Source organism: Paenibacillus sp. GYB006, from assembly GCF_036577645.1.
In the GTDB taxonomy this organism is placed as follows: domain Bacteria; phylum Bacillota; class Bacilli; order Paenibacillales; family Paenibacillaceae; genus Paenibacillus.
The window spans coordinates 16,718-36,735 of the sequence record NZ_JARBDA010000012.1 but is presented as its reverse complement, the minus strand read 5'-3'; the positions used below and the strand labels follow the sequence as shown (position 1 = coordinate 36,735).

General features: G+C 37.6%; 10 protein-coding genes. All 10 read right to left on the bottom strand.

Annotated features, from left to right (window positions below):
- Positions 1–544: 544 nt before the first annotated feature.
- The 10 genes from PV403_RS19830 to PV403_RS19785 all read right to left on the bottom strand — a co-directional run bounded on the left by PV403_RS19830 (position 545) and on the right by PV403_RS19785 (position 20,011).
- A complete protein-coding gene (locus PV403_RS19830) occupies positions 545–1,063 on the bottom strand; it encodes a hypothetical protein (RefSeq protein ID WP_332085714.1) in 519 nt (172 codons plus the stop codon).
- Positions 1,064–11,088: 10,025 nt separating this feature from the next.
- A complete protein-coding gene (gene wecB, locus PV403_RS19825; RefSeq protein WP_332085767.1) occupies positions 11,089–12,216 on the bottom strand; it encodes a non-hydrolyzing UDP-N-acetylglucosamine 2-epimerase in 1,128 nt (375 codons plus the stop codon).
- Positions 12,217–12,638: 422 nt separating this feature from the next.
- Positions 12,639–12,926: an AbrB/MazE/SpoVT family DNA-binding domain-containing protein gene (locus PV403_RS19820; RefSeq protein WP_332085713.1), complete on the bottom strand. Its 288-nt coding sequence runs from the start codon at positions 12,924–12,926 to the stop codon at positions 12,639–12,641.
- Positions 12,927–12,947: 21 nt separating this feature from the next.
- A complete protein-coding gene (locus PV403_RS19815) occupies positions 12,948–14,516 on the bottom strand; it encodes a hypothetical protein (protein WP_332085712.1) in 1,569 nt (522 codons plus the stop codon).
- A 17-nt stretch (positions 14,517–14,533) separates the two neighbouring features.
- Positions 14,534–15,187, bottom strand: a complete 654-nt coding sequence (locus PV403_RS19810; RefSeq protein ID WP_332085711.1) for a hypothetical protein — start codon at positions 15,185–15,187, stop codon at positions 14,534–14,536.
- 16 nt (positions 15,188–15,203) lie between these two features.
- The gene (locus PV403_RS19805) at positions 15,204–16,229 is read right to left on the bottom strand and encodes a conjugal transfer protein TrbL family protein (protein WP_332085710.1); all 1,026 of its coding nucleotides are present in this window, start codon (positions 16,227–16,229) and stop codon (positions 15,204–15,206) included.
- Complete coding sequence (locus PV403_RS19800; protein WP_332085709.1) at positions 16,226–16,489, bottom strand: hypothetical protein; 264 nt, start codon at positions 16,487–16,489, stop codon at positions 16,226–16,228. The genes PV403_RS19805 and PV403_RS19800 overlap by 4 nt, the downstream gene beginning before the upstream one ends.
- Positions 16,486–17,052: a hypothetical protein gene (locus PV403_RS19795; protein WP_332085708.1), complete on the bottom strand. Its 567-nt coding sequence runs from the start codon at positions 17,050–17,052 to the stop codon at positions 16,486–16,488. The genes PV403_RS19800 and PV403_RS19795 overlap by 4 nt, the downstream gene beginning before the upstream one ends.
- On the bottom strand, positions 17,049–18,143 hold the full coding sequence (locus tag PV403_RS19790; protein WP_332085707.1) for a M23 family metallopeptidase: 1,095 nt from the start codon (positions 18,141–18,143) through the stop codon (positions 17,049–17,051). The genes PV403_RS19795 and PV403_RS19790 overlap by 4 nt, the downstream gene beginning before the upstream one ends.
- A complete protein-coding gene (locus tag PV403_RS19785; RefSeq protein WP_332085706.1) occupies positions 18,143–20,011 on the bottom strand; it encodes a VirB4 family type IV secretion system protein in 1,869 nt (622 codons plus the stop codon). Before PV403_RS19785 ends, PV403_RS19790 begins: the two co-directional genes overlap by 1 nt.
- Positions 20,012–20,018 lie beyond the last annotated feature (7 nt).

Below are 20,018 nucleotides of genomic sequence, written 5' to 3'. Positions count from 1 at the left end.
GATAGTGGTTATTTAAAAAATGGAATACAGAGATTTAAATCTCAACATTAATCTTTAACAGAGCCCTTCATTATTCAAAATTGAAATAGCCACTTTTGATTAATAATCAAAAGTGGCTATTTCTCAGCTGCTTTTACATTATTATTCTATTAAAGTTTTTTTAAAATATGCCTATTTTATTCGTAAAATTTAAAGTGGTTATATGAACTATCTAATTTTAATAACCAATGACAAAACGATAGCTCAGTTTTGGTTGTATTAAATAATGAAATGGTTTTTGTTTGTTCTTATACATCGAGTTTTTATTTGTGATTGTAATATGTATAAAACACTAACTCTTTGAACATACTTTTAATAAGATGATTAAGCCGTAACAGATAGCAAGTATTTCGTAACTAATTAAATTGATAGACTTGATTGTCATATATGAGATTATTGGATCTATTGATTTACTATGAATTAAAGCTGCTAAATTTATAGATACACTATAATGAAGTCATTAAATATTATTTAGAACTGGTAACTTAAACTCTTAAGAAATCTTTCATTTACTAGTATCAAGATTTTGTTCCATAACCTCTTCAATCCATTCTAAATCTGTAAGCACTTCGTACACATCTTTTTTCACTAATATCTTTTCCTTGTTATCATAATCAATATTCAAAAGAAATTGCCCGTCAAATTCAGTAAGAACGAGGTACATTAAGTCTCCAATCTCCTTCAATATTCCACGATGGTCTTTGAAATTTGCTTCTCTAAAACATGTGAGGTTGTAACTATAAAGTGTATTAATAACCAGTTCATGGTCCCATACACCTTCATAAACAAAAAAATAACCTTCTTCAGTTATCTTGTTCGTAACCGAGATAAGAAAATGATTACTTTCTCCAATATGAAGTGCGTACATTGTAATTTCAACCTGAATACCGCCATACTTCATAAAAGTAACAGTAGAAGTTCTTCCTACTTCTCCAATTAACAGTCTTTGAATAGAATCAGAGTATCTTTGTATCTCAATAAGCATATCAGACTTTTTTCCATTAAAATTCAGTATTTTTTTCATAATATAAATTTCTCCTTTAGAAGCACGCTCAGTTAGAAACACTTCCTACTATTATATATCGGTTCATACGATCATATTTGACTAGTCTTTGAAAAAGAAAATTCCACTCATATGGCTTTTAGAAGCTAAATTAACAATATATATAACGATTACACGTACGTACACGTATACGTATACGTACGTGTAAATTATTTGAATAAATTATGAGTTGAAACTCTCATTTGTTCTACTCAGATCAATATTGCTTCACTCTTTTTGACCTAACGTCTGACAACAAACTTTATCCTGTTATCTATGCCTAGCTATGGTAGTGATATAACCAGTCAAAATTCCAGCACCTGTACCTATTGATCAGTGTTCTGATAAAGAGGGGCTTCTTCCGTTACGATTTCTAAACAAATTGGTTGTGAATAGAGGTATGACTTATAGCTAAAAAGCGAAGTATTGATTATGTTGATTCTACTTGAGCATTTTGGACACGTACATGTAAGAGATTGATCAGATAATTATTTGATCTCTTACACGTGAATTATCTTTTTGTGCTTCCTTGTACGAAGAGGGAGCTAGGTTACACACATTCCCAGCAATAAATTCATAGTTGTATCGTCCATAACAATATCTTGCTTATGAATCTATAGCTAGCTTAATTTAGAACACGTACGTACACGTATACGTATACGTGTACGTACGTGTAAAATATATAAATCGTGAGGACTTTCGTTATTTGAATTATAGAATATCGTTTTATTTCTAATCGTTTTAAAAAGTTATATATGTTTCTTACCTTTTTATTATTTCTCTTATGTCACCCAGGAGACTTCGTTCTACCTGCTTAATATCTAATACTTATACCTCAACGTTTACCGCATAGAGAAGGCATTTCTGGTGATAACTAGAGAACAGTTAACTAGTAGGTAGTTTTTTTATAGCGTACTGCTAATAACTGAACCTAATTTCATAGCTGTATCATCTATGACAAAAAACTCAGCCAATATATGTCCCTTTCTATAATAGATCTAGTTCAGTAGTTCAGTTCTTCTAATCCTGCACGTACGTATACGTACGTGTTAGTTTTTTTCAAAATTATTAGTGGAATTATCTTTGTCGGTTCTCATCAATATCACTTAGAGCAGATGTCACTTCCCTGATAATCTTAGAGAACAGTTAGAACAGTTAACTAATGGGTAGTATAGCTTCTATAGCTACCACGGCTGCTTTCTGGATATTGCTATATCTAACCAGTGAAAATAAACCAACTTTTGTCTTATCTCTATAATAATGATCTAATTTTATTTACATCATCATCTACACGTACGTATACGTGTACGTACGTGTTAATTATTTTGCAGATATGAAAAGAATCCTTTTTGTTGGATCAGCTCTTATCAATATCGCTTAGAGTATAGCAATCACTGCGCCTGATTTTACAGTTTGCTAGTGGTTAGTTTCTATAGCCTCTACAGCGTCCCTAGCTGTAGTAAGCATGTAATTCAGTCCATCTGCTACTACACGTACGTGTGATTTATTTGAAGAATGTTAGTATAATTTCTTCATTTGATCTGCTCAATTATTTCTCTTGATCGCCCTAGAGAGTAGTTTACTAGTGGGTAGTCCTTATTGCTTCTATGGCTACCACATCTGCTATCTGAATCTTGCTATATTTTTTGAATTGAATAGCAATGATGTCGCGATATGACCTTTGAACCGCTCGATGCAAACTTTCATACCGTATCGTCCATGACAACAAACTCAGTTCATGTGTCTATCCCTATGATAAGCCTCTAATTCTGCTCACCTCCAACTACACGTACGTATACGTGTACGTACGTGTAGATTTGTTTTAGGGATATCAGTAGAGTATCTCTTCGTTGGTTCTGCTCTCATCAATATTGCTTAGAGCAGTTTAACTTTTCCTGATAACCTAGAGAACAGTAAACTAGTGGTAATTCTTATAGCCTCTGTAGCATTACAGCTGTTATCTAAATCATACAGCAATGATATCGTGATATGGCCCTTCGAACTGCTCGATACTTTACTCTGCAAATATTCATAGTCGTATCCTCTATGACTACAAACTCAACTTATTCGTCTATTCTAGCTTTGATAATGATCTAATTCAGTTCATCTTCTACTACACGTACGTATACGTGTACGTACGTGTAAATCATTTCAAGGAGTGCTGCTATCTGAATCTTGTTATATTATTTTGAATTTACTAGCAGTGATGTCGCGATATGACCCTTTCAACTGCTCGATCATTTGCTCTGTAAACATTCATTGTGATACCGTCTATGACAACAAACTCAGCTCATGAGTTTATTCCCTATGATAATAACCTAATTATGTTCATCTTCTACTACACGTACGTTTACGTGTACGTACGTGTAATTTATTTTCAAGGATTTGAGCAGAATTCTCTTCGTGCTGCTCTCATTAATATTGCTTAGAGCAAGTAACACTTCTCCTGATTTACCTAGAACAGCTAACTAGTAAGTAGTTTCTATAGCCTCTATAGCGTCCACAGCTGCTATCTGAATCTTACTAAACAATATGTATTGATATGACCTTCAGCAAATATTCATAGTCGTATCCTCTATGACTACAAACTGAGCTCATTCGTCTATTTCAGCTTTGATAATGATCTGATTCAGTTCATCTTCTACTACACGTACGTTTACGTGTACGTACGTGTAAATCATTTCAAGGAGATGAGAAGAATACTCTTCGTTGGTTCGGCTCTCTTCAATATTGCTTAGAATAGCTATTAGCTATCAACCTAGAAAACAGTTAACTAGTGGGTAGTTTCTATAGCCTTTATAGCGTCCTAAGTGTGACACGCACATTCATAATTGTGTCGTCTATGACAACCGACCCAGTTCAGATATCTATCCGTAGCTATGATAATGATCCAATTCAGTTCACCTTTTACTACACGTACGTATACGTGTACGTACGTGTTAATTATTTCAAGGGGATGAGTGGAATTCTCTTCGTTGGTTCAGTTTTCATCAATATTGCGCTAGAGCAGCTATCACTTCTCTTGATTACCTAGAGAACAGTTAACTGGTGGGTAGTTCTTAAAGCTTCTATAGCGACCACAGTTGCTATCTGAATCTTGTTATATTGTTTTGAATTTACTAGCAATGATGTCGCGATATGACCCTTTGAACTGCTTGATCGTTTACTATGCAAACATTCATTACTTTTATCGTCCATGACAACAAACTCAGTTCATGCATCTATCCTTATGATAATACTCTAATTTAGTTCATCTTCTAATACACGTATGTGTAATTTATTCTAAGGATATCATTCAGTAGAATCCTCTTCATTGGTTCAGTTCTTATCAAAATTGCTTAGAGCAGCTATCACTTTTTTTAATTACCTAAAGAACGGTTAACTAGTGGGTAATCCTTATAACTTCTATAGCTACCAGAGCTGCTATCTGCACCTTGCTATATTGTTATGAATTTACTAGCAATGATCTTGCGATATAACCCTTTGAACTGCTCAAGGCTTTTACTATTCAAACATTCTTTAGTTTTATCGTCCATGACAACAAACTCAGTTCATGTGTCTATCCCTATGATGATGATCTAATTCTGTTCATCTTCTACTACACGTACGTGCAAATTATTTCAAGGGTTTGAGCAGAATTCTCTTCGTGCTGCTCTCATCAATATTGCTTAGAGCAAGGATCACTTCTCCTGATTTACCTAGAAAACAGTTAATTAGTTGGTAGCCTTCTATAGCCTCTATAGTGTCCTAAACTAGTATCAGATTCACACATTCATGGTTATAATATCTATGAAAACCAACCCAGTTCATAGATCTATCCCTAGCTATGATAGCGATCCATTTCAGTTCATTTTCTATTACACGTACGTATACGTGTACGTACGTGTGATTTATTTGAAGGATGTTAGTATAATTTCTTCATTTGTTCTGCTCAATTATTTCTCTTGATCACCCTAGAGAGTAGTTTACTAGTGGGTAGTCCTTATAGCTTCTATGGCTACCACATCTGCTATCTGAATCTTGCTATATTTTTTGAATTGAATAGCAATGATGTCGCGATATGACCTTTGAACTGCTCGATGCAAACTTTCATACCGTATCGTCCATGACAACAAACCCAGCTCTTGTGTTCTTCCTAATGATAATGATGATCTAATTTAGTTTATCTTCTAATACAAGTACGTATACGTGTACGTACGTGTAGATTTGTTTCAGGATATCAGTAGAGTGTCTCGTCGTTGGTTCTGCTCTCATCAATATTGCTTAGAGCAGGTTTAACTTTTCCTGATTACCTAGAGAACAGTTAACTAGTGGTAATCCTTTTAGCCTCTGTAGCGTCCCCAGCTTTATCTAAATCATACAACAATGATATGGCCCTTCGAACTGCTCGGCCGTTTATTCTGCAGACATTCATAGTCGTATCCTCTATGACTACAAACTCAACTCATTCGTCTATTCTAGCTTTGATAATGATGTAATTCAGTTCATCTTCTACTACACGTACGTATACGTGTACGTACGTGTAATTTATTTTCAAGGATTTGAGCAGAATTCTCTTCGTGCTGCTCTCATCAATATTGCTTGAGCAAGTATCACTTCTCCTGATTTACCTAGAGAACAGTTAATTAGTTGGTAGGCTTCTATAGCCTCTATAGTGTCCTAAGCTAGTATCAGATTCACACATCCATGGTTATATCGTCTATGACAACCAACCCAGCTCTATGATAGTGATCCAATTCAGTTCTTTTCTATTACACATACGTATACGTGTAATTTATTTCAGGGATATCAGTAGAATGCTCGTCGTTGGTTCGGCTCTCTTCAATATTGCTTAGTGCAGCTATCACTTCTCCTGATAACTAGAGAACAGTTGACTAGTGAGTAGTCCTTATAGCTTGTATAGCGTCCACAGCTGCTGTCTAAATCTTTCTATATTGTTTTGAATTTACTAGCAATGATGTTGTCGCGATACGACCCTTTCGACTGCTTGATCGTTTACTATGCAGTCATTCATTACTTTTATCGTTCATGACAACAAACTCAGTTCATGCATCTATTCCTATGATAATACTCTAATTTAGTTCTTCTTCTAATACACGTACGTATACGTGTACGTACGTGTAGATTTTTCAAGAGTATCAATAGAATCCTCTCGTTCTGCTCTCATCAATATTGCTTAGAGCAAGTAACACTTCTCCTGATTTACCTAGAACAGCTAACTAGTAAGTAGTTTCTATAGCCTCTATAGCGTCCACAACTGCTATCTGAATCATACTAAGCAATGTGTAGTGATATGACCCTCAGCAAACATTCATAATCGTATCCTCTATGACTACAAACTCAGCTAATTAGTCTATTCTAGCTTTGATAATGATCTAATTCAGTTCATCTTCTACTACACGTACGTGTAAATCAATTCAAGGAGATGAGTAGAATACTATTCGTTGGTTATGCTCTCATCAATATTGCCTAGAGTAAGTATTACTTCTCCTGATTTATCTAGAGAACAGCTAACTAGTAGGTAGTTTCTATAGCCTCTATAGCGTCCACAGTTGCTATCTGAATCATACTAAGCAATGTATCGTGATATGACCCTTTGAACTGCTCGATCATTACTCTGTAAACATTCATTAAATTTATCGTCCATGACAACAAACTCAGTTCTAGTATCTATCCCTATGATGATCTAATTCTGTTCATCTTCAACTACACGTACGTATACGTGTACGTACGTGTTAATTAATTTGCAGATATGAAAAAAATCCTTCTCGTTGGTTCAGCTCTTATCGATATCGCTTAGAGCGTAGCAATTACTGCGCCCGATTTTACAGTTTGCTAGTGGTAGTTTCTATAGCCTCTACAGCGTCCCTAGCTGTAGTAAGCATGTAATTCAGTCCATCTGCTACAACACGTACGTATACGTGTACGTACGTGTGACTTATTTGAAGGATGTTAGTATAACTTCTTCATTTGTTCTGCTCAATTATTTCTCTTGATTACCCTAGAGAACAGTTTAGTAGTGGGTAGTCCTTATAGCTTCTATGGCTACCACATCTGCTATCTGGATCTCGCGAAACTCAACACGTACGTATACGTGTACGTACGTGTAAATTAATTCAAGGAGGTGAGAAGAATACTCTTCGTTGGTTCGGCTCTCATCAATATTGCCTACTTCTCCTGATTTACCTAGAACAGCTAACTAGTAATTAGTTTCTATAGCCTCTATAGCGTCCACAGCTGAAATCTGAATCATACTAAGCAATGTGTCGTCATATGACCCTCAGCAAACATTCATAGTCGTATCCTCTATGACTACAAACTCAGCTCATTCGTCTATTCTAGCTTTGATAATGATCTGATTCAGTTCATCTTCTACTACACGTACGTATACGTGTACGTACGTGTAAATCATTTCAAAGAGATGAGTAGAATACTATTGGTTGGTTCTGCTCTCATCAATATTCTAGAGTAAGTATCACTTCGCCTGATTTACCTAGAGAACAGCTACTAGTAGGTAGTTTCTATAGCCTCATAGCGTCCACAGCTGCTATCTGAATCATACTAAGCAATGTGTCGTGATATGATCCTGTGAACTACTCGATCGTTACTCTGTAAACATTCATTAGATTTATCGTCCATGACAACAAACTCAGTTCAAGTATCTATCCCTATGATAATGATCTAATTCTGTCCTTCTTCAACTACACGTACGTATACGTGTACGTACGTGTAGATTATATAAAGGGTGTGAGAAGTATTCTCTTCGTGCTGGTCTCATCAGTATTGCTTAGAGCAAGTATCACTTCGCCTGATTTACCTAGAGAACAGTTAATTAGTTGGTAGGCTTCTATAGCCTATAGTGTCTTAAGCTATCAGATTCATACTTTCATGGTTATATCGTCTATGAAAACCAACCCAGCTCATAGATCTATCCCTAGCTATGATAGCGATCCAATTCAGTTCATTTTCTATTACACGTACGTATACGTGTACGTACGTGTAATTTATTTCAAGGATATCAGTAAAATGCTCGTCGTTGGTTCGGCTCTAATCAATACTTGAGTAGAGCAAGTATCACTTCTCTTGACTTACCTAAAGAACAACAGTTAATTAGTAAGCAGGGGGTCTATACCCTCTATAGCGTCCTATGCTAGTATCAGATTCACACATTCATGGTTATATCGTCTATGAAAACTAACCCAGCTCATAGATCTATCCCTAGCTATGATAGCGATCCAATTCAGTTCATTTTCCATTACACGTACGTATACGTGTACGTACGTGTAATTTATTTCAAGGATGTGAGTAGAATTCTCTTCGTTCAGTTCTCTTCAATATTGCTTAGAGCAGGTATCACTTCTTATTGCTACCTAGAGAACAGTTAACTAGCCAGTAGTCTTTTATAGCCTCTATAGCGACCACAGTTGATATGTGTCATATTCGATTGTATAAATTGATTAGAGGTTATGGTTTTTGATATGTTCGGCATCTATTACTATACAAACACACGGTGTACATAACTACAAACTTAGCTTAGTACACGTACGTACACGTGTACGTACGTGTGAATTACTACAAAGAGATGAATAGAATTCTCTTCGTTCGTTCCGCTCTCATCAATATTACTTAGTGCAGCATCACTTCTCTTGTTTACCTAGAGAACAGTTAACTAGCGGGTAGTCCTTATAGCTTCTATAGCTACCACAGCTGCTATCTGACTCTTGCTACATTGCTATATAGCAATGATGTCACAATATGACCCTTTGAACTGCTAAATCGATTTTTTACTCTGCAAACAATTTCGTCCGTGACAACAAACTCAGGTCAGATATCTATCTCTATGATAATGATCTAATTCTGTTCATCTTCAACTACACGTACGTATACGTGTACGTACGTGTAAATTATTTCAAGGGTATGAGTAGAATACTCGTCGTTGGTTCTGCTCTCATCAATTTGCTTAGAGCAGCTATCACTCTCTGATCTACCTAGAGAACAGTTAGCTAGTGGATAGTTTGATAGTTTCTATAGCGTCCTAAGCCGCTATCTGAATCTTACATTCATAGTTGTAGCGACTATGACAAAAAACACAGCCCATATGTCTATCCCTATGATATTGATCTAATTCTGTTCATCTTCTACTACACGTACGTATACGTGTACGTACGTGTAATTTATTTCAGGTATATTAGTAGAATACTCATCGTTGGTTCTGCTCTCATCAATATTGCTTAGGATAGCTATTAGCTATCACTTCTTCTTATCTACCTAGAGAACAGTTAACTAATGGGTAGTTACTATAGCCTCTATAGCGTCCTAAGCCTAGTATTTGATTCAGGCATTCATTGTTGTATCGTCTATGACAACAAACTCAGCTCATGAGTTTATTCCACATAATAATGATCTAATTTAGTTCGTCTTCTACTACACGTACGTATACGTGTACGTACGTGTTAATTATTTTAAGGAAATGAGTTAAATTCTCTTCGATCAGTTCTCATCAATATTGTTTAGAGCAAGTATCAACTTCTCCTTATTTACCTAGAGAACAGTTAACTAGTTGGTAAGGTTTCTATAGCCTCTATAGCGTCTCAAGCTAGTATCAGATTCACACATCATGGTTATATCGTCTATGACAACCAACCCAGCTCATAGATCTATCCCTATCTATGATAGTGATCCAATTCAACTCATTTTCTATTACACGTACGTGTACGTGTAAATTATTCCAAGGATATTAGTAGAATCCTCTTCATTGGTTCAGTTCTCATCAATATTGCTTAGAGCAGGTATCACTTCTATTGACTACCTAGAGAACAGTTTATCAAGTAGTCTTTTATAGTCTCTATAGCGATGATTAGTTTGATTAGAAATTATGGTTTTTGAGATGTTCGGCATCTATTACTATACAAACACACGGTGTACATGACTACAAACTTAACTTAGTACACGTACGTACACGTGTACGTACGTGTGCTTTATTTGAATAATATACTAGTTAAAGCTTTTTTGGTTCTACTCACATTAATATTGGCTTATAAGTAGCTATCCAATCTCTGATCTAGAGTGGGTAGCTATTATATCGTTCTAAGCTGCTTTTTGAAGCATACAAGATTGTTTGTATTGATTAGCAATAATGTGTCGCGATATGACCTTTTAAACTGGTCGATCGTTTACTCTGTAAACCTTCATAATCGTATCGTCCATGACAACAAACCTAGCTCATGTATCTATCCCATAATAATGATCTTATTTAGTTCATATTAAACTACACGTACGTACACGTATACGTGTACGTACGTGTAAATCATTTTGAGGAGATGAGTAGAATTCTCTTATTGGTACCGCTCTCATCAATATTTTAGTGCAGTTATCACTTCTCTTGATTACCTAGAGATCAGTTAACTAGTGGCAATCCTTATAACTTCTATAGCGACCACAGTTGCTATATGAACCTTGCTATATTGTTATGAATTTACTAAGCAATGACGTCGCGATATGACCCTTTGAACTGCTCGATCGTTTACTCTGCAATCATTCATAATCGTATCGTCCATGAACAAACTCAGCTCATGGGACTATCCGTATGATAATGATCTAATTTAGTTCATGTCTAATTACACGTACGTATACGTGTACGTGTAATTTATTTCAAGGACATCAGTAGAATCCTCCTCGTTGATTCTGTTTTCAACAATTTTGCTTAGAGCTGCTATCACTTCCCCTAAACTACCTAGAGGACAGTTAACTATTGGGAGGTTATATCCTTCCCCTATAGCGTCCTCAGGTACTATTTGAACCATACGAATTGACTAGTAATGATTTGACGATATACCTTTGAAATGCCAAAAAGCAAACCGCCGAATGAGCGTGTTTGCTTTTTCAAGAAAATGGCGGTCCGGTAGCTGTTACCACAAACTCTCCTACCTACATTTCTCAAATCAAAAAAATGAAAGATATGAAGCACTTGGGCATTTATAATATAGCTTTGTTCTACGATGAACATCTTAAGAATAAACAGTTTCTCTAGCGCTTTTCTCTTCCCTTATTTTTTTCATGATAATATCTGCTATCTTTTCACTCGTAGTCCCATCACCATACGGATTCTTGGCACCACTCATTTTTTCATAAGCAGCAGGATTAGTGAGAAGTTCTTTGAGCTCTTTGTATACTACCGATTCATCTGTGCCACACAGTTTAAGTGTACCGGCTTCTACACCTTCCGGACGTTCTGTATTATTCCGAGCCACCAAAACAGGCTTACCAAGTGCAGGAGCCTCCTCCTGAATACCACCGGAATCCGTGAGAATTAAATAGGCTTCCTTCATAAGGTGAGCAAACACCTCATAGTCCAGTGGTTCAACTAAGTGAGTGCGTTCATTTAAATTTAAATGTTTAGCAATCTCATCACGAACGGCAGGGTTCTTATGTACTGGGAAAACAATTTGCACATCCTCATGTTCTACCAGAATGCGATTAATTGCGCTATATACTCCTTTAAGCTGAGCGAGGTTCTCTCTACGATGTGTAGTCATCAGAATAGTACGTTTCCCTGATTCCATAATAGATTTTAGCGGTTCCTCAAAGGCGAATACTTTACTTGTAACTTGTAGCAGAGCATCGATAACTGAATTTCCTACAACATAGATATTTTCAGGCCTGATATTTTCCCTAAGCAAAGCTTCACGATTGGTTTCTGTTGCAGCGAAGTGGTGTGTCGTAATCCGACCCACCAGCTGTCTATTGGCTTCTTCAGGGAAGGGGGAATAAATATCCTCGGTGCGTAGTCCCGCCTCTACATGCCCCACAGGGATTTGTCTTTGGAACGCTGCAAATGCTCCCGCGAAGGTAGTAGCTGTATCACCATGAACAAGAACCAAATCAGGTTTCGTTTCTTCTAAAACTTCTGTAATTTCAACCAGCATTTTTGAAGTGAGTTCAATCGGCGTCTGACGGTCCTTCATCAGATTCAAATCAAAGTCAGGTTTAATTTCAAACAATTCTAATACTTGGTCCAACATTTCCCGGTGTTGGGCGGTGTTTAAAAAGATACACTCAACATCTTCTCTGCTCATTAGTTCCTTTACTACTGGCGCCATCTTAATTCCTTCAGGTCTAGTGCCAAAAATAGCCATTACTTTCACTGGAATTCTCCTCCTCAGAGCTACTTCTCATCAATGTATAGAACACTAATGATCTATACATTGATTCTACACTAATCCAACAACCATAAATTTAAAATATAGCAAATATTTTAAAAAAAAGGGTTCTAGCCCTTCTCTCCTATATATTCACTTAAACAAGACCTCTAACTACAGCAAGCTTTCTCTAATCTGCCAACCATCCGATAGTCTGGTGATTAAAAGAGTCTCCTTTTAGGATACTATTTTATCCCTAAATATTGATCAATACTTTATATTTTGTCTGAACAGCTGTGAAATCGCTTGTGTGATCATGTTCGATCTATCAATCTAGTACACGTACGTACACGTACACGTATACGTACGTGTAACTAATTGTAAAATAAAAGAACCCGCCCCGTAGGACCGGCTCCACTTTAATCTTCTTCATATTTATAATTACTAAGTTCTTCAAGTAATTGCTTGAAACCCGATGGACTGAGTGTAACTGTACCGTGACCAAAAGCAAACGTATGATTTGATTTAGTGGATTCCCCCGTTACTATACAGGGTTCAAGGTTATCATACTTCTCTAGTATAATTCTCTCACCATCACTGTACACTTCAAACATTTGTTTTTCTCCCAAGTGAAGTTCATTACGAATCTGCTTAGGAAGTACAATTCTCCCTATATCATCAAGACTCCGAATATACTTTTTTTGCAAATGATCAACCCCTGCCCTTAGTCAGATTCTGTTTATGTTAGTTTTAATCTGGTTTATTTTCTGCTTCAGCTCCTTCACCTCTTTTTCATCACCCTTGTCTTGAGCAGTATCTAAAGAGTTATTCAAATCTTTAATTTTTTGGCTACTTGATTCAAATTGACTCACTTTTTTTATCATTTTTGAGTCATCCCCTGCTAATTCTCGAGCTTCTTCAAGGAGTCCTGACCAAAGATAGGAAACTAACAGTTGACTTTTTCTTCTTTCTGCCAGTTCACTATCTGTTAAATCAATATCACTTGCTAGACTAATTACCGTATCGTATTTAGCCGTCATATAGGCAACCTCATAGTTAATTGGTGCATATGCTGGGAAACGTGACTGAAGCTCCTTTAATTGCTTTATCTCTTTTTTCTCTATCATTTTCTTTACAACCATATCAATATCGGCCTGACTTGGATCCAACTGCAAAATCTTATGATACAGTCCTTCTTTTTCGTATAACTGAACTAATTGCTTCCTTTCTGTATCAGCTAAATATTCAAAACCCGCTGTCTCGAGTATGGTTATAGCAGCTTCATTTTCACCGTTTATTACCTTACGGTAAACATCAGCAACCTCATCTGAGCTTAGAACCGATTTCTCTTCCTTCTTAACTTGAGAAATGTTCAACGCTGAAGCATTTACGTTTGGATCGGTAGGGGAGAGTATGTTCACTGTAAGTAGAATAGCAGCTACTCCGGCGGATCCTAAGAAAAAATATTTTGAATTGAAGAAACCTTGTTTTTCTTCTTGATTGGCCTGCTTCTTTGGGTTTGAGTTTTTTTCAGATCGTAGACCACGGTTTGGCTTCTCAACAAAATCAGATATAGTTGCAGCTGTTAATTTGCCGGCAGCTTTAGCTTTTCTAATCTCTCTACGTCTTTCAAAGAACTTCATTTGCTTTAAGCTCTCTTCATATTCAAGGCGGATTTCTTCCTGGCGTTCTATATTTACATTGGTCTCTTCCAAAACACGCTCGATTTCCTGAACTGAATCGGCTCTAAGAACCTGTTCAGCAAATCGAATAACCATATCCCTTTGGTCAATAAAGTCGGTCAGCCGCGGCTTACCTAAAACCCGGAAAAGCGTAGTTAAAGATAACAAGATCACCTCTTTGAGTCCATCAAGCGTTGGAGGAATATTGTAAAGACTATGACCACTAAATTCAAAGACTAAAGCCTTTACTTTACTATCTGTTAGATCTACAAAAAGGTTATTTTTATCCCACAAGATTGCTGTATTATGATTGTTTTTAGCCAGCTCAATGAAAGAACGGAAATAATAAATTTGGTCTTCAAAATATAATTGACGCAAATAATAAAATGATTTCATATTCTCTAGATAATAAGTAAACACAAGCCTGTTAGTTACAAGCGTTATATCATGTGCAAACAGGTAGTGGCTGTAAACAGCCAGGGAAGTCCCTTTTTGTTTATATACCATTTCCAGTTCATCAAGGCTATCAAAGTCCGTGTAGGATAGCGGTATACTGTAGTGAACTTCGTTACCAATGACTTCAATTTCACCATATTTATTAATGGTTGACTGCATTTAAACTCTCACTCCTTTCACTGTATTTTAAGATCATTTTTAAGTTTCTCTGCGCTGTAAGGGTCAACTTCCTCCTGATCCTTCTTTTCAAGGTCTGGTCCTCCTATAAAAAAACCATCTTTTATAATTTGTACTTGGCCCTCATTAGTTTTCACAAAATGTACTTTATACAACTTAGGATCGTTCGTATCTTTACCTGGAAATACATAAGACATGGGAATTATTAATTCACTGACATTAAGTTTTGGGTAATAAACTTCTTTATGATCGTCTAAGAGCAGTCCAAAACGTGAAGCACCTAGTTCTAAAATATTTTTTTCACTTATTTCGACTCCACTTACTTGTAAAATACGTGATTGTGAGTGGATATAAATTGTGGATTTTATTTTCTCAGACATTTCTCTTTGTAAACCTTCTATATCTGACGTTGTGTGAGCTTTACGCCCATGAAATTCAGTAAGCGCAGCAACGTATTGTTGTGCCATTTTCTTCGCCTGATCAATGTCCTCATTTTTAAATACCGCTTCTCTTTCAGGTTCTTCTATCTGCTTAGCCGGTTCCTGAACCTGTTTTTCGGCACCTAGTGGAACTGTAGATGGTGTGTTTTCTTCTTTACCGCATCCTGACAAAACGATCATAAATGAAGCTGCCAATAAGATAAGTTTTTTCATCTATTAAACCCTCCTTTTATCTGCGTTTCATAACCATCATTTTAACTGCAGTCTTTGCACCTGAAGACACAGATCGAGCCGATCCGGTGCTAAATCCCCATTGTCCTAACAGTCCTGGAAGCGTCATCGAAAGAATAAAGAATGCTGAGCCTAGGAACAAATGATACGTATCCCCAAAATACTCAGGTGGTATAAGGAATTGATTTAGGCCGACTGCTATTGAAATGAGCTGCAAAGCTAATGTGATAAACGCAATGATGAAGTTTTTAAGCCAGAAGTCAAAAAAGTTGTATGTATCATTTATTTTAGTTGCAATTGCAATGGGGCCGGCTATGTATAAAATAGCCACAAAGGCCGTGCGATAAAATAGCTGTAACATTAAAACGATTAGCAGAACGCCAATAATTAAAATCACGACTATTGAAAATAAACCTGGGCCCATTAAAATATTGCTGATCATGTTTATAATCATCTGATCACTATTGATCGTATCAATTATTTCTTTCATTAATAGCTCCTGTGCATGTAAGATCCATTCAATAATTGAATCATACACAAACAAAAAGAACGCACTGACAACAAGAGATACTATCTTTTCGTTCCATACCGCTGCGCTGTCCTCTGCGTCAGCCATCCGTAAACTCACAATTTTTGCGGCATTAAAGGCAATGAATATCGAAAGTACAATCTTGGATAAAGCAAAGATTCCGTCTTTATATGCTTCATAGGATGGGTTACCAACTACATCTGTTGGAGAGATAATTGTCTTTTTCATCAAGTCCTTGATAAAGTCCATTGCGGAAATCCCCGAATCTAAAGCTATCTTATATACGTGACAAGAAACATCAAATCGTCCGCAGCTTACTGTTCGCTCCTTTGAGTCATATTTCTTTATGAAGTCTTTATAACTTTCAGGAGCATTTTCAAAAAACGATTCGTGCAGTTCGTAATAGTCTCCTTCATCTGCGAAGCAAATTGATGAAAATAATAACGAGGTTAAAGATAATAGTAGTACGTAAATTACTAACCATTTCGTTTTCACCGTCCTGACCTCCAAATAAAGAAAATTAGGAAAAGGACAACAAAAACAGCAACACTCCACTTTAATGTGATTTGATATCTTAGTTCTCTAAGTTCATCTTCTGTCATGTCCGTCTTATATTCTAAATAAAAGTCTCGCTTCGCTTTTTCGACCGGCTTCTCATATATTTTGACTAAAAGCACGAAAAGCTTATCCAGGACAATAAGTGTCTTCTGGGAGAATTTTAGCAACTTTGCCTTATGGCCAGGAGACAGCTTCATTCTACTCCCCTCGCCTTCGTCGCATTATCCAAAGCTTCTTTCGCTTCTCTTCTCAGTTCATCATCACGGGTATCGCCTTGAAGTGAAATAATTACATCATCTGCTTTCCATATTCCATCCTCTTTCATCCATACGGAGTGAATAAAGAATGTCTGAATATAATCATCTGCCGGGCTAGTGGAGCCGCCCATTTCATACTGCATGCGAACAGTAGCATAAGACTCTGCCTGATCATCCCGATCCTTTACCTTTTTTGTAAATAGCTGTTTTACTTCAACATTTGAGAGTCCCGCATCTTCAGACATGTGCGTATCTTCATAATCCTTTTCCCGGTTATCTTGCCTTGCAAAACGCTCGGCTGCAGCTGCTGTTAAAAATTCCTGGTGTTTACCCTTTGCATATGCACGTACAAAGTCTTCAGAGCGCTGATTTAGCGTTTCAATATTTTGAAACTCTGCGATCGTTTGCCGTGCTTTATTCAGCTCTGTAAATAGTTTCAATCCCCAACCAAGTGATACTGCAAGGCTTATACCTAAGAGGAGCTTAATAAAACCCTTTTTCATTTGTATTCATCCTCTCTGCCCGTAGATTCATCAGCTTCACTGTGCAGATCAGACTCTTCCTTACGGCTTCCGATGTTTTGAAGGAAAGGCCAAGGATCTTCTCTTGTACCGTATATATCGCCTGTTTGAATCTCAAAGTGCAGATGGGGGCCGGTCACTCGTCCCGTTTTCCCGCATGTTCCTATCTGCTCACCCTTAATTACATTTTGGTTAAGCCGGACAGATACAGCGGTTAAATGCCCGTATAAGGTAAAGCGGTTCCCGTGATTTATGATGATGTGATGCCCATAGTTGCCACCGCCTGATTTCACGGCCACTGCGATCGTGCCGCTATCTACAGCATAGATCGGATCCCCAATACTACACGCAAGGTCCGTCCCTTGATGCATAGTAGAGGGCTTCCCCGTTACGGGATGTGTCCGCATGCCATAGGATGATGTCACGATTAAAGGAGGAGCAGTAGGGTAGGCATAGTCTCCAGATGCTATCTGATCGCAGTTTGCCGATAACCCACCAAATGAGTTTACGATACGTGTCACAGTAGGTATCCAGTGTGTATTGAGGTTATTAGGGTCGTTCTTTGCACCGACTGGGGCATATTTATTTCCGATTTGCTCTATTGTTACGAGTCCTTGTGATATATATAGACGCTGTAAATTTGCCGCCATAAACTGTATACCTTCATTCAAGCTTGCAAAGGTCATAAGACCTTTTCCGTCCGCTCTCATGAGGCCGCCAGGGTTGTTCTTATTTACTACGGCAGGAGATTTTCCGTACGTGGTTTCATGCATAGCGATGGACATGAGCAGTACCGGATCAATGCCGCTAGTTGTAGCAGATTCAATAAATACATTTTGTTTCCCCGTAAATACTCCAAGATCGGCAAATTTACTATCGATATATTCCATGTTAAGTTCTCCAGGGGTACAGAGCAGCGGTCCAGATCCTCCAGGGCCTGATCCACCGCTATTGTCATCTACAATAGCGTTCATAATCGCAGCTATTATGGCTACTATCCCGGCTAGAAGAAAAAATACTGCGATATAGTACCTAGCCTTATAAATCAGCGCTTCTTTCAGCAGCTCCTTCATTACCCGATCACTTCGCTCAGCGGCTTTCGCTCAAACCATAGCTGCTTCTCAACATCAGTGAGCACAACTTGCAGTCTGATTTTTTTAGAACCTACAAAGTAGAGACCCTTTCCTGCTTCTTCTTCTTTTCGTCCTTCAACGACTGTAATAGCGGTCTTTTCTTCTTCACTAAACTGCATATTCATTTCCCGCTCCAAGAAGTCCACTTCCGTATCAGCCATAGGCAGATAAAACCGCTGCGTTGCTTGGTTGATAACAGCTTCCCCGTAGTTACGCTGCTCATCTTTAGCCGATAAAAAGTCTTTAATAGACTGACTAGCAGGGGTAATACCGCAGTTAAAAGAGCGCAGCATTTTCATTGCTGTGTACAGATATTCCATAGCAAGCGGTACCTTCGGATCGGCAATAATGTGGGCTTCATCGATATATAGCTGTGACTCTGACTTATCGCCGTTAACGACCTCGTACTGAATGTGAGACAAAAGCAAAAAGTAAACGACACGCTGCAGTTTAGGTTTGTGCTGTAGCTCTAAAATATCAAAATCACAAAGCGGGTTTTTGATATCCACATTTGTGTGTCCATTAAGAATTTTTGCGAAAAGTCCTTCAGCGTACGCATACAAAATGGTATGGAAATCAGTGATTTTGCTGAACTCTTCTTCGCCGCTATCTTTTTTCTCTGCAAGGAAATCGTATAGGTCTTTCATGATGGGAAAATCAGTGTTCTTGAGCTTACCGATGTCCGTTTTCTCGTTGATATTAAATTTCTTGTACAGCTCGATCAGGTATTTAGATAAGATGTCTTCTTGCAAGTCATTCATATCTGGATACATGAGCTTAAACATCGTTAATAAGGTGCTGATCTTAGCAAGCAGCGGGTTTCCTTCCGACAATCCTTGCCTTTCCATCTCTTGCTGAGCTTCTGCGCTAATCACTGGTATATCAAACGGGTTGATTATACTGCCACCATTAAAACTGAACTTCACCCATTCGCCGCCAAGACTTTTGTAAATCGCTCCGAATTCACCTTTTGGGTCAATCGTCCGTATGATGCTCCCAAGCATCCATTTGCGCATCATATTAGCAAAGAGCGTACTTGTTTTACCGGTTCCGCTCATTCCGATTAAAAACTCATGTTTATTGTGGAGCTTCGTATCATCTACGATCACAACGTTTCCGGTAGTGATATTACGGCCTTTAATGATCCCGTGTTGATCAAAAATTTCGTTCTCATGAAAAGGAAAAAAGAAGCTTACTGCTTCCGCATTCATCGGCCGGTAGGTTAGGTCGTAGACCTTATTGTGACCGATAGGTAAAAAACTATCGAATGCGTCTTTTAGCTTCATCATTGGCGTTACAGTCTTGGCAAAAGGACCGACTACAGACTTTACGAGCTGGGTTAACCTCTCTAGCTGCTTTAGATCGGATGCTACAATATGAATCAGCATTTGGAACATATACATTCGCTCGTTCTTGTAGCTCAGCTGGTTCAGCGTCATCCGGGCGCTATCAATCTGCGCTTCCGCTTCCGCTTTTCCAGCATCGTTTACATACTTAGAATCTGCCTTTTGTCTGTTCTGCCTAATACTTTCAGATAGCTGCTTTCTTACTTCCCCTGAATCGTATTCGGTTAAAAACTGGACAACGCTGATATTCTCGCTTAGGTCGTTTAGGTTCATGATGTGCTCCTGGTTCAAAATAGCGCTATACTCGGCCGCTACCAGAGTACGGGTAAAGTTAGCTCCAGAGCGCACAAAGGATTCTTCCTCTTCAATAGAATCAGGTGACAACAAATTCAGTATATTTTCACTAAAGCCAATGTAAGAAGACTCGAGCGTTTCTCTTTTCTTTTTGGAGAAGATACCCATGAAGTTG